Consider the following 12,641-nt stretch of genomic DNA (forward strand, 5'->3'; position numbering starts at 1 on the left):
CATGCTAGACGCAAGCCCAAACAAGACCGTCACCTTCAACCTGAACGGCGAAGATGTCACCGTGCCCGAAGGCTGGACCATCTGGGAAGCCGCCAAGGGCCAAGGGTTCACCATTCCGCACCTGTGCCACAAGCCGCAGCCCGGCTATCGCCCGGACGGCAATTGCCGCGCCTGTATGGTCGAGGTGGAAGGCGAGCGCACTCTGGTCGCCTCGTGTATCCGTCCTGCGGCGGACGGTATGGTCGTCAAGACCGACAGTGACCGCGCCGAGAAATCACGCGCGATGGTCATGGAACTGCTGGTCGCAGATCAGCCGGAAGAGGCGCATGACACCTCCAGCCACTTCTGGGATATGGCCAAGCTGAACGATGTATCGGGCAGCCGTTTCCCTGCGAAAGAGGCCGAGAAAATCCCGCTGCTGGATGACAGCCACGTTGCGATGCGCGTCAATCTGGACGCCTGCATCAACTGCAATCTCTGCGTCCGTGCCTGCCGCGAGGTTCAGGTGAATGACGTGATCGGCATGGCCGGTCGTGGCCATACTGCGCAGGTGGTGTTCGACCAGAACGACCCGATGGGCGATTCGACCTGTGTAGCCTGTGGTGAATGCGTTCAGGCTTGCCCCACCGGCGCGCTGATGCCTGCCACCGTTCTGGACGATCAGCAGAAGGGCGACAGCAAGGATTATGACAGCGAAACCGAAAGCGTCTGCCCGTTCTGTGGTGTGGGCTGTAAGGTCTCGCTGAAGGTTAAGGACGGCAAGGTCAAATACGTCGAGGGCATCAATGGCCCCGCCAACGAAGGCCGTCTGTGTGTCAAAGGCCGTTTTGGCTTTGATTACATCCACCACCCGCACCGTTTGACCAAGCCGCTGATCCGGCGCGAGGACGCGCCTGCCAAGGGGCTGAATGTCGATCCCGCGAACCTGTCGACCCATTTCCGCGAAGCGACATGGGAAGAGGCGATGGATCTGGCCGCCTCCAAACTGGTGGCCCTGCGCGACGAAGACCCGCGCAGCGTGGCCGGTTTCGGCTCGGCCAAATGCACCAACGAAGAAGCCTATCTATTCCAGAAGTTCATCCGTCAGGGGTTCAAGCATAACAATGTCGACCACTGCACCCGTCTGTGCCACGCGTCGTCTGTGGCAGCGCTGATTGAAAATGTCGGATCAGGTGCGGTGACAGCTGCGTTCAACGACATCAAGGACGCGGACGTGGCGATCATTATCGGGTCGAACCCGATTGAAAACCATCCCGTCGCGGCAACGTATTTCAAACAATTCGCCAAACGCGGCGGCAAGCTGATCGTAATGGATCCGCGCGGCGTCGGCATGCGCAAGTTTGCCGATGAGATGCTGCAATTCCGCCCCGGGGCGGATGTCTCGATGCTCAACGCGATCATGAACGTGATCGTCGAGGAAGAGCTTTACGACAGCCAGTACATCCACCGTTGGACCGAGAACTGGGAAGCGGAGAAAGAGCATCTGCGCCAGTTTACGCCCGAGGCAATGGCCCCGATCTGCGGTATCGAAGCCGATCAGCTGCGCCGCGTCGCGCGCACTTTTGCGCAGGCCAAGGCCGGTCTGATTTTCTGGGGGATGGGCGTCAGTCAGCACATCCACGGCACGGATAATTCGCGCTGCCTGATCTCGCTGGCCCTGATGACCGGCAACGTTGGTAAACCGGGCGCAGGTCTGCACCCGCTGCGCGGTCAGAACAACGTGCAAGGTGCCTCGGACGCGGGTCTGATCCCGATGTTCCTGCCCGACTATCAGACCGTGACTGACGATGGCATTCGCGCCAAGTTCAACGAGGTCTGGAACTCGGACGACTTCTCGAACGAGAAGGGTCTGACGGTGACCGAGATCATCGACCAAGCCTATCAGGGCAACATCAAGGGTATGTACATCATGGGTGAGAACCCGGCCATGTCTGACCCGGATGTGAACCACGCCCGCGATGCGCTGGCCAAGTTGGACCTGATGATCGTGCAGGATATCTTCCTGACCGAGACAGCGAACTATGCCGACATCATCCTGCCTGCCTCGGCGCTGTATGAAAAGAACGGCACCGTGTCGAACACCAACCGTCAGGTGCAGCGGGTGCGCCCCGCCGTGCCGCCTCCGGGTGAGGCGCGCGAGGACTGGGCGATCACTGTTGAACTAGCGCAGCGCATCGGGCTGAACTGGGGCTACACGGACGTGTCTCAGGTGTTTGATGAGATGAAGCTGACAATGGCATCGCTCGATAACATCACTTGGGATCGACTGAAGTCCGAGACGATCACCTATCCGTCTCTGTCGGAAACCGATCCTGGTCAGTCCATCGTGTTTGGTGATGGCTTCCCGCGAACGGACGGTAAGGCCAAGTTCACCCCGGCAAGCGTTATCCCGCCGGATGAAGCCCCGGATGACGAATACCCGATGATTGCCACTACGGGCCGTCAGCTGGAACACTGGCACACCGGGTCGATGACGCGCCGGTCCAACGTTCTGGACGCGGTTGAGCCCGAGGCGAACTGTTCGATGAACCCCCGAACGCTTAAGTTGATGGGGATCGAGCCGGGCGAGACAATCCGACTGACGACCCGTCGCGGCAGCATCGACATCATGGTGCGCGCCGACCGTGCGATTGCCGAGGATATGGTGTTCATCCCCTTCGCCTACGTCGAGGCGGCGGCCAACATCCTGACCAACTCGGCTATCGACCCATATGGCAAAATCCCCGAGTTCAAGTTCTCGGCCATCAGGGTAGAAAAGATCGAAGACGCTATCGCGGCGGAATAACCGAACAAAGGCGGCCCTTATGGCCGCCTTTAACTTTTCTTGACAGCAGGGTTCGTGCGTCCAAACATGCCGCCCTGTTGCGAGGATGATGCAGATGACAGAACCGTTAAGCGGGCATGACGGCCCCTATGATGCGCCGGTCGAGATTCGGGGCTTTGAAGTGCTGCCCGAATGGATCGACTATAACGGCCATATGAATGTGGGCTACTACGGCGTTGCGTTCGACATGGCGCTCGAGCGGCTGATGGTGGATCATCTGGGCTTGGGTGAGGTGCAGGTCAACGCGCTGGGGCAGGGACCCTATGTGCTGCAATCGCAGATGTCCTTCCTGCAAGAGGTGCTCGAGGGGCAGCCTCTGACATTTCGTATCCGCATGTTGGATGCCGATCACAAGCGCGGGCATTATTTTGCCGAAATGCTGTCAGACACGGGAGAGGTTTGCGCCACGCAAGAGGCGTTGTTCATGAATGTCAGCCACACCACCGGTCGGTCTGAGGCGTATCCAGAGTGGGCCGCCGCCCGGTTGGCCCAAATGGTGCGCGACCACGCGGGGCTTACGCCTGCGCCGCAGGTCGGTCAGCCGATTGGTATCCGCCGTCAGTAGTCGCGTTGAAAGAACATGCCGATCCCTGTCTCACCCTGTCCGTCGACAGTGCCGCGCACGGTGAAGTTATCCGTCACGTCCAGGTTCAGGTTCACCTCGGTGTCACCTTCGGTGTTCACGGTGAAATCGGTATAGAGGTTGTCGCTCAGATACGCGCCTGCGCCCAGGCGTCCAGCGCCGCCCTCGGTGGCGCCGATATCAACAGTATCAACTCCGGTGCTGTCGCGCAGGCCTTTGGTCGCGTCCCCGCCCGCCCCGCTGAGCTGCGCCAATGACGCGGCCATCTGGGCGATGACAAAGGGCGACAATTCCGAGAACCGGTTGCCGAACAGCAGGATCGCCAACGCCTCTTCTGCAGGGCGCTCGGGGTCTGAGAATACATTGACCTCGGGCGCATCCAGCGGGCCTGCGATCTCGATTGTCGCGGTGCCCTCTGATGTGCTGGTCGAGGATGCGAACTCGATATAGGGCGTCAGGTCGCCTTGCAGGGTTACGACCCCCTTGGTCAGGGCCAGACGGCGGCCAAGGATGTCCAAGTTACCTCGGATCAGCTCGATCTGACCGGATGGGACCACGGAACTGGTTGTCCCGCCAATGAACAAACGCCCACCCAGCTCTGCATTTACGCCGCGACCGCGAACGAACACAGCCTTCGGAGCCAGCAGTGAAACATCAAGCGCGATGCGCGAGTCGCTTTGGGTGGCCTCCTCGTCCACGATCAAACCAGCGCGTTCCCGCGTCAGGTAGCTGGCCGGGCTTTCCCCGACATGTTCGATATTCGGGATCGGCGCGGCACCTACGGCGCCGGACGCCGCAGCAAGATTGATATTGGTTTCGCCGAAATTGATCTGGCCTGAAACGGCACTGTTGGCAGCCAGGGCGCCGGTCAGCGCGATCTGACCGTTCAGCGATGTTTCGAATAAGAGCTGATCTGTCAGCACCAGATTGTTCAGCGTCGTCGTCACATTGGCGTTGAAGGGCGGGGTCAGGTCAATCGGTCCGGACACGTTGAAACTGCCACCCGAGCGCGGGCCGCCGGTTATCGCAATGGTTGCCCGGCTTTGCGCTAATGTTACCGTTCCGTCGATCCCGGTGAAGGTCTGTCCTGCGGTTGGCAGCGCCAGCGAGGTGCCGTTGGTGGTGATTGTCCCGCTCAGCGCATCCAGCGCGGGCTTGCCCTTGAGCGCCACGTCAAACTGGGCCGTGCCGTCGATCTTGTTGGGCGAGATGAACAGGTTCGCGATGCCGATATTGACACCGCCCACGGCCTTCAAATCGGCTTCGCCCGAGGTTTCATCGAACGTACCCGACAAAGTGCTGCTAATTTGTGCCGGACCTTCGGTGTTGGAATCGATGGTCCAGACCCCGTTCTGCCGCTTTGCCGTGCCGCTTGTGGCGACTGAGCCAGGGAACTCTGGCAGGAACCGCTCGATCCGGTTGAACTTGGCGTCAAAGTCAAAATCCGCCGAACCGTCCGCGTCTACCGACCCGATCAATGACGCGTAGGAGCTGTCGGGACCACTCAGGGTTGTCGTGCCCTCGACGCCATCCGCGGTGGGTGCGACATTGCCTGTCAATGTTAGCGGCCCTGACAGGATGTCCGTGATCCGCGCTAGGTCATCCAGCTGAACCGAATAATTCAGCCCGCCCGACTGACGCGCCACCTTGCCCGACGCATCGGCCGAGATTGCGGTGCCCTTCAGGCGAAAGGTTCTGACATCCAAGCCTTCGTCGCTGTTTTGGGCGTCCACAGACAGGGTCGTGCGGCCCTGAATTAGGCGGTCCACAAGGTCCATTCCAATCTGGATATTGTCGGCATCCACATCACCTTGCACATCAAAAGCGCGGCTCGATAGGTCGCCGCTGCCCGTCAAATTGGCGTTGACCACACCGGTCAGTTCCCGATCCGCAATGCCCGAGAAAAGCGACAGGTCGGGCACGACCAACTGCACCGTCCCTTCACCCGAAGGCGCGTCCGTTGGGTTGTTGACCGTCGCCTGTACCTGCGCACGCAGCGCTGTGCCGTTCACGGTTGCTTTGCGAATTTCAATCTTGTCGAGCGAACGCGCGCCATCCCACAGAATCGTGGTTTGCCCGGTCAGCAATGGATCGTAATCGGCCAAGCCGGTCTGTAGATCGCGCGCGACGATGTTGAGCGTACCGTCGAATTCTTGTGTTTGCGCGGTGCCCTGGCCCGCGAACTCGGCCCGGACAGAGCCGCCCAGATCATGTTGGGCCAACCCGGAAAAGACCGACAGATCCGGGGCGTTGACTTTTGCCTGCCCGTCAATTGTCAGGTTTCCATCTGGTGTCGTGACGTTGCCACTGGCCTCGACCTGCGCGGCGGAACTGTCCAGAGCGAAGGTACGCACCGTGATGCCGTCCGCCCCCCGCTGACCGTCCAGCGTGACGGTGGTGTTGCCGGTGATAATCGGGTCGATATCCTCGCGCCCAGTCGACAGGTCGGCCCCCTCAACGGTCAGTTTGCCGTCAAAGCTGCCATCAAGCGGGGATCCTTTGCCCTCGACCCGCGCCGTGATCTGACCGCCCAGTTCCATCTGCGCCAGATCGGAAAAGCGCGACAGGTCGGTTGCGTTCAACTCGGCCGAGCCATCGATGCTGAGCCCGCTGTTCAGGCCGTTGACCAGCGCATCCAGCGCCAGATCATAGTCCGAGCCGATCAGCTCGAACCCGGACAGGTTCAAGGACTGATCGCTGCCATAGTCGAACTGTCCGTCCAATATGATCCGCTGCCCCAAAGCGGCGTTCAGGGCGGGATCGTTCAGGTCAATGCCGGAAACACTGGCCTGAAGATCGCCGCTGACCGCAAAGCCCTCGTCCTGATCCAGAACGCCCTGAGCGGTAATGCGCGCGTTTTGCAGATTGGCTTGCGGTGCGTTCAGCCCGTTGGCCGTCAGGCTGAGATCCCACAGATTGCCGTTTTTCCGGTCAAACAGCGCCGAAATCTGTGCCGCTTTGATCGACGTATCCCCACCTGCGACGGGTAGGGTCACGGATTGCCCGTCGGGCGGGGTGATCCGCCCTTGCAGGGCCGCCAGTTGCAAAGCGCTGCCTTCGCCCAGTTGCAATTCCCCTTTCAGGCTCAGAGCCTGCGTCGTCAGTTCAAGGTCCGATACTTCCAGAGCGCCGTCGGGTTTGGTCTGCCCGTCGACGAACAGGCGGGTCTCGGGGCCAAAGAACGGGTCAATCTCGGCGGTCAGAAACGGGGTCAGGTCGCCGCTGAGGTTGGTGGTGAAGGCGATACCCTGATCGGCCTCAGCCGCGCGCAGGCGCACTTGGCCCGAAACGCGCTGCTTGTTATCGCTGCTCAGCCCGATATCGGCAGTAAAATCCGTCAGCGGGCCTGATCCCTTGGCCGTCAACCCAATCGGCGGGCTGTCAGGGATTTTCAGCGCGGTCGATATGAGCCCGCCCGACGCCTCGATCACCTGCAAATCCAGTGTGATCTGGCTCGAGTCGTTCTGGAATCCAGCGGTCAGCTTGATCTCATCCCCAGCGCGATCCAGCCGGGTGATGTCCAGATTGGTGTCCATCGTTCCGTCGGCCAGAGACAGATTTCCAGTGACAGACAGATCGGCCGCCACACCGATTAGAGGCTCTCCCAAGGCCAGCTCATCCACCCGAATCTCGCCGATCTCAATGGAAACCGGCAATTCAGGAAGTTGAAAGGGCTGTGTCTCAGCCGAAGCGGCGGGTTCCTGCGTTGTCGTCGCCCCCGGCGCGCGGGCGATGTCGATTTCCTGCGCCGTCAGCGCATTGACCGAGAACCGTCCCCGGATCAGGGCCAGTCGGTTCCAATCAAGCTGGGCGTCCTTGATGGTCAGCCAGACACCTTCATCATCGGCGACAGTGATTTCCTCAATCGTGGCACGGGCGCTGAGCGCGCCTTGCAGGCCCTTGACCGTTACGTTCTGATTGTCGCCCGACAATGTGTCCTGCAAGAAGGTCTCGAGCATACTGCCGCCGCCGTCTTCCTGCGCGAATACCGGCGGTGCGATTGCGATCAGAGTGGCACTGACAATCGTATATGAAGTGCGTCGTATCAAAATGCCTGTCCGATCCCGATATAGAATTGCAGACCATTGCCCGTGTCACCCTGAACCGGCACAGCCAGATCAAGCCGCAACGGGCCAAAGCCGCCCAAATCGTACCTGACCCCCAGACCAGCCCCCGAATGGGAGTTCGCCGTGCTGGTCACAAAAGCCGTCGTATCGACCGCCCCGTAGTCATAAAACCCGACCAACGAGATAGTATCGGTGATTTTACCACGAACTTCGCCCGAAAGCCCCAAAAACGACTTGCCGCCTGCGACCTCATCTCCGATGGGGATACCAAGGCTTTCAAAGGGCTGCCCGCGAACTGTGCCTGCGCCGCCAGAATAGAACAGGAAGTCCGGGGTCACACCGTCCAGCGAGGGGCCGATGACTGAGCCGATTTGCACCCGACCCGCCAGCACGATGCGCCCGTCGGTTCCAAGGCTGGTATAGCTGCGCGCATCCGCGAAGAAGCGGGCACCTGTTTCCGTGCCTGACAGTCCAACAAATGGCATAGCCTGCGCATCCAGATAGAACCCGCGCGTGGCGCTGACCTTGCTGTCGCGTTCATCCCACTCGGCGCGGAACGGAAGGATGAAATACCTGAATTTGCGTCCGTCGCCGAAGGCATCGTCCGCGTTTGACAACTGAAACCCTGCCGAAGCCTCGGCATAAAGCCGGTCTGAGAAGGTCCGGCGCGCACCATATGCCAGCGAGGTGATTGACACACTGTAGTTGTCCGTATTGCGGCGGTCGATCAGGGCATTCCAGAAGGTGCTGTCATCGGGGCCAAGCCGGTCTGGCTGGTCCAGTCGCAAGCCGATCCGGCCATCCAAGTCCTCGGACCCGCCGATGTTGCGCAATGCAGCTTCAAAACGCAGACGCTCGGCGCGTTTGAACACGTTGCGGTGTGTCCAGGTGGCGGTCAGGTCGATCCCATCGCGCGAGGCTATTTCGAAACCCAGCGTCAGGCGGCGCTTGGGCAGGTCTTCGAAATAGACGTCGAAATCCAACGTGCCGTCGGCGTTCGGGGTTTCACGCTCTTCGATGGCGACCACATTGAACGTTCCGGTCCTGCGCAATCGGGTGCCGACCTTCTGGATTTCTTCGGGTGAATAGACCTGACCCGAGGGGAAACCCGCGATCTTTTCGATCGAAGAGTGTTTGACGTCAGAATCACCCAGAATGAACATTTCGCCAAATCTCAGGCGCGGACCGGGATCGACGTCGATCTCTGCGTCCAGCCGGGCCTGTGGGTGGCGAGCGATCACCTTTTGTCCGGCGACACCGGCCTTGGCATGACCTACGTTGCGCCAGCCCTGAACACCGGCCGAGGCCGCCCGCTGGATGGCCCCGGTCGAGGCTGGTTTGCCAATCGCAAAATCCTCGGGCAAGACGGTTTCCGGTGCAATCGGTCGCAAGGTCGCCTCGCCAAAACGGTAGGAAGGGCCCGTTGCCACGGTAATCACCGCGCGGTCTATCTTGGCCGGGACGCTGAGCGAGCTGAGCTCTGCTGCTTCCTGACCATCTAGCTTGATGCTGACTTCCGGGCTGAAATATCCCTCATCATACATGATCTGGACGATAGTCCGATAATCCGACAGTGCGGCGGACAGGATTTCCAGCGGAGTATCCAACCCGCGGGATTCTGCGGTGGTAACCGAAGATGTCTCCTCGATCCGGTCCACCAACTCTTGCGGAGCGCCTGGCGCGACCAGCGAGGTTTCCAGAGCGGACAGTCCGGTCGGCATAGCGGCAGCCATGATGCCCAGTACCAAGGGTTTAGAAAAGCGCAGCCTGCTTCCCTGCATCTGTTGGCTCCAACTGCCCAAAATCGAACGCAATATTGCTGCCTTAAGAAGGGTGACAGCTCTTTCTGAACAGTTAGATCATCAGTCACGGCGTTGGGAAAGAAATTATCGAATATGTACTGGGAATTGCAGGCGGGTGTGGTGGCCAGGACCCTACGCAATGGTGCTGGAGGACCGTATTGAATGGTAGTGGCGCGTTAAATTGGTGATATTTGGCCGCATCGCGGCAGGTCGCGCAAAAGCGCCAAGTGAATTCAATGTGCGGGTGTTCTTCAGCGTCACGTTGATCTGCGACCCGGAGGGTGCTGTAGCTGGTCCGCGATTTTTAGCTTGCAGCCATTAGCTGCGCGACATCCAGCATCCGGGCGGAAAATCCCCATTCATTGTCGTACCAGCCGAATACGCGGATCTGGTGTTCTCCGATTTGACGCGTCTCGGGGCCAGCGATCACCAGAGACTCGGGGCGCGTGCGCAAATCCGATGAGACCAGAGGTTCATCCGTCCAGCCCAGAACCGGCGATTGTGTCACGACCTCTCGCAGCGCTGTTTCGAAAATTTCGGCCGGCATACCGCGTTCCAGCGTCACGATCAGATCGACTGCTGACACGCTGGCCGTGGGAACCCGTACCGCCGCACCCGAGATACGGCCCGCAAGATGGGGCAAAACCTCGTCGATCAGATGCATGGCGCTGGTGGTTGTCGGAACCATCGACAGCGCCCCCGCCCGCGACCGGGTCAGATCACCGCGGGGCGCGTCCACCATGGGCTGGCTGTTGGTATAACAGTGAATGGTGGTCATGTGCCCGGAAACGACGCCGCCGATCCCGTCCAGCACCTTGACCAGAGGCGCCAAACCGTTGGTCGTGCACGAGGCATTCGAAACGATGCGCGCAGACCCAAGCTGATCTTCGTTTGCTCCAAGAACAATCGTAACTTCGGTCGCAGGTGATGGGCCCGAGATCAAGACCTTGCCTGCACCTGCCACCAACCCTTGACCAGCCACATCCGAAGTTCGGGCAACGCCGGTGCAATCCATCAGCACATCCACGCCTGTCAGATCAACGCGTGACAGGTCGGGGCTGTGCGTCACGGGAATCCTGCGCCCGTCCACGACCAAATGGGCGTCGTCCTGATCTACCTGTCCCGCATAGGGGCCAAAGGTGCTGTCATATTTGAACAGATAGGCACAGGTCTCCAGCGGTGCGATATCGTTGATCAGCACCAGGTCGATACCATTGTCCTGCGGCATGGCCAGCAGCTGCCGCAGGATCGTGCGGCCAATGCGGCCGAATCCGTTGATCGCAAGTTTCATGCGCAAGCTATGGCAGCGCGTTGCGTTGACCTCAATGCCCGTTTTGTGCCGGGTTCAGTTACAGCTAACTTGGGAAAAGAACTGGCCCGAGATGTTCTGATACATGCTGGATACGATGGGTTTGCACCCGGTGGCCTGCTGGATCGCCGCAATGGCCTGTAGCGTGCGCAGTCGCGGCGGCGGGCCAAATGGATTGAGGTTATTGTTGTCCCGCGTCGCACGATATACGATCGGACCATCCGAGACTTGCGTGATCGCCCAGGTACGGCTGAAGACCGAGACGGACTTGGTCTCTTCCTTGGCGACAACAGGGGTTGCGTTAAAAGCCGTCAAGCCGATGACAGCGGCCAGCGCCAACAGGGATCCACGCAGTACCATTGAACAATCTCCAGTGCTAAAAAACTACGCGTATTTCATCAGATTCAACTCATCCTGTGAAGCCCTGCGCCAAAGAAACCGCTCGGAAACACACTGTTTTTACAGGGTTATGGGCATGCGACGCTACTTGTCCCAGAAGGTCGGGTATCAAAAACGTCCTGAATAGCTGGAATGTGCGGCTTGCGGGCAGGGAATGTGAGGGTGATGAGCGCGCAAATCTGGACCAGAGCCAAGCAGCGGCTTTGGAATTTGGGTCGTACCTATTGCGAAGGGTTCCGATGCCTTGGGGCGGGGACGGCTGTGTTTGACTGATGGGCGCGGCGGGGGCTTGGACGCATGGTCAGAGCCTGTATAGTGTTGATTGCAAATTCATTTCGAAAAAGAAGAGGCAGCTATGATGGCCCGGATTATTTCAGCTACGGTTTTGGCGGTGGCGTTGACCGCCGGCACGTTGAGCTATGCGAAACCATTGTCGCGGATCATCGCAGAAATGGGGCTGAGCCCTGACGATTTCAAAGTCGTCAATGCGACGGCAGACGCGATGCTTGAATCCGGCAGGCCGCAAGTAGGGGCAGAACAAAGCTGGAGCAATCCCGAAAGTGGGTCCAAAGGCACAATTCGGGTGCAAGGCGTGCGCGACAATTGCGTGCAACTGCAACACTTTATCCAGCCCGACGGCACCGATCAAACGCGTGAGGTGGGCACACAGCGTTGCCGCAGCGCGGACGGCAAGTGGATTTTGACCCCTTGAACCGCCATCAATAGCCGCGTGTGCGGTCTACCTCATGAAGCAGGGGCGATCCTGCATTCAGCCGCCGGTAATTCTCGGCCACATCAGCCAATGCGTCGCCCAAATGCCAACCCGAAACATGCGGGGTGATCGTGACACCGGAATGGGACCAGAGCGGGCTGTTCGACGGAAGCGGCTCGGTGCTTGTCACGTCCAGAACCGCGTGAGCCGGGCGGCCCACATCCAGCGCGTCAATCAGGGCCGCCTCGTCGATCAGGTCCCCGCGTCCAGCATTCAACAGCTGGCTACCCGGTTTCATAGTCCCCAGCATGTCGGCATCAAACAGGCCCTTGGTTTCAGGGGTCGAGGGCAAGATCGCGCAGACATGATCACATTGCCCCAGCAGTTCGGGTAGAGCATCATCGCCGTGAAGGCAGGTTACGCCGTCAATTTCTTTGGGCGAGCGGCTCCACCCCAAAACTTGAAAGCCGATTGCGCGCAGCATCAGGGCGCTGCGTGACCCGATATGCCCCAGCCCCAGTACGCCGACCGTGGTATCGGGCGAATAGCCGGGCTCTTTTGGCAGCCATTCAGCGCGGGTCTGGGCGGCTTCGTAAAAGGGCATGTGGCGCTGGTGTCGCAGAACATAGGCCACGAACCACTCGGCAATGCCTTGCGCGGGCGCATCCGGTTTCAACCTTGCGACGCGGACGTGGTCTGGCAGATTTGGGTTGCCCACAATCGTTTCAACCCCTGCACCAAGCTTTTGCACCAGTTTAAGGTTGGGCAATTCTTTTAAGCGCGCGTCTCGCAGTCCAGCCACAGCCACCATGGTAATCTGATCCGCATCGCCGATCGTATCGGGCGTCCGCACATCCAGATCAGGGTCCACAGCTCGAATGTCACGAGCGATATCCGCATCACCCATCCAGCCGGTTAACCCGGTTTCGATCAACAGCGCCATAT

General features: G+C 59.8%; 8 protein-coding genes. 3 read left to right on the forward strand and 5 right to left on the reverse strand.

Going from position 1 to position 12,641, the window contains the following annotated elements:
- The first annotated feature begins 1 nt into the window (after window position 1).
- Together fdhF and ACR0C5_RS15375 are read left to right on the forward strand one after the other, a co-directional pair.
- Window positions 2–2,785 (forward strand): formate dehydrogenase subunit alpha, encoded by a 2,784-nt coding sequence (gene fdhF / locus ACR0C5_RS15370; RefSeq protein ID WP_480502818.1) that lies wholly within the window; start codon window positions 2–4, stop codon window positions 2,783–2,785.
- Between the two features lie 94 nt (window positions 2,786–2,879).
- The gene (locus ACR0C5_RS15375; protein ID WP_237217226.1) at window positions 2,880–3,389 is read left to right on the forward strand and encodes a thioesterase family protein; all 510 of its coding nucleotides are present in this window, start codon (window positions 2,880–2,882) and stop codon (window positions 3,387–3,389) included.
- Here ACR0C5_RS15375 and ACR0C5_RS15380 read toward each other — a convergent pair.
- The 4 genes from ACR0C5_RS15380 to ACR0C5_RS15395 form a co-directional block, all read right to left on the reverse strand.
- Entirely contained in the window at window positions 3,383–7,456 is a 4,074-nt protein-coding gene (locus ACR0C5_RS15380; protein WP_480877706.1) for a translocation/assembly module TamB domain-containing protein, read from the reverse strand. The two genes, ACR0C5_RS15375 and ACR0C5_RS15380, sit on opposite strands and share 7 nt — an antisense overlap.
- Complete coding sequence (locus ACR0C5_RS15385; RefSeq protein ID WP_480877708.1) at window positions 7,453–9,255, reverse strand: autotransporter assembly complex protein TamA; 1,803 nt, start codon at window positions 9,253–9,255, stop codon at window positions 7,453–7,455. Before ACR0C5_RS15385 ends, ACR0C5_RS15380 begins: the two co-directional genes overlap by 4 nt.
- A 325-nt stretch (window positions 9,256–9,580) precedes the next feature.
- Window positions 9,581–10,567, reverse strand: a complete 987-nt coding sequence (locus ACR0C5_RS15390) for a type I glyceraldehyde-3-phosphate dehydrogenase (protein ID WP_170769936.1) — start codon at window positions 10,565–10,567, stop codon at window positions 9,581–9,583.
- A gap of 54 nt (window positions 10,568–10,621) precedes the next feature.
- Window positions 10,622–10,945: a hypothetical protein gene (locus tag ACR0C5_RS15395; protein ID WP_170769937.1), complete on the reverse strand. Its 324-nt coding sequence runs from the start codon at window positions 10,943–10,945 to the stop codon at window positions 10,622–10,624.
- A gap of 394 nt (window positions 10,946–11,339) precedes the next feature.
- Between ACR0C5_RS15395 and ACR0C5_RS15400 the strand changes: the two genes are divergently transcribed.
- Window positions 11,340–11,696: a hypothetical protein gene (locus ACR0C5_RS15400; protein WP_237217229.1), complete on the forward strand. Its 357-nt coding sequence runs from the start codon at window positions 11,340–11,342 to the stop codon at window positions 11,694–11,696.
- A 7-nt stretch (window positions 11,697–11,703) separates the two neighbouring features.
- On the opposite strand, the gene ACR0C5_RS15405 is transcribed toward ACR0C5_RS15400, so the two are convergent.
- Complete coding sequence (locus ACR0C5_RS15405) at window positions 11,704–12,639, reverse strand: 2-hydroxyacid dehydrogenase (protein WP_480877711.1); 936 nt, start codon at window positions 12,637–12,639, stop codon at window positions 11,704–11,706.
- Window positions 12,640–12,641 lie beyond the last annotated feature (2 nt).

This window comes from Ruegeria sp. N8 (assembly GCF_056531325.1).

What these genes read in the sequence shown, in the direction of transcription:
- fdhF (WP_480502818.1), top strand. Translation starts at nt 2, where the DNA reads ATGCTAGACGCAAGCCCAAACAAGACCGTCACCTTCAACCTGAACGGC.
- ACR0C5_RS15375 (WP_237217226.1), top strand. Translation starts at nt 2,880, where the DNA reads ATGACAGAACCGTTAAGCGGGCATGACGGCCCCTATGATGCGCCGGTC.
- ACR0C5_RS15385 (WP_480877708.1), bottom strand. Translation starts at nt 9,255, where the DNA reads ATGCAGGGAAGCAGGCTGCGCTTTTCTAAACCCTTGGTACTGGGCATC.
- ACR0C5_RS15390 (WP_170769936.1), bottom strand. Translation starts at nt 10,567, where the DNA reads ATGAAACTTGCGATCAACGGATTCGGCCGCATTGGCCGCACGATCCTG.
- ACR0C5_RS15395 (WP_170769937.1), bottom strand. Translation starts at nt 10,945, where the DNA reads ATGGTACTGCGTGGATCCCTGTTGGCGCTGGCCGCTGTCATCGGCTTG.
- ACR0C5_RS15400 (WP_237217229.1), top strand. Translation starts at nt 11,340, where the DNA reads ATGATGGCCCGGATTATTTCAGCTACGGTTTTGGCGGTGGCGTTGACC.
- ACR0C5_RS15405 (WP_480877711.1), bottom strand. Translation starts at nt 12,639, where the DNA reads ATGGCGCTGTTGATCGAAACCGGGTTAACCGGCTGGATGGGTGATGCG.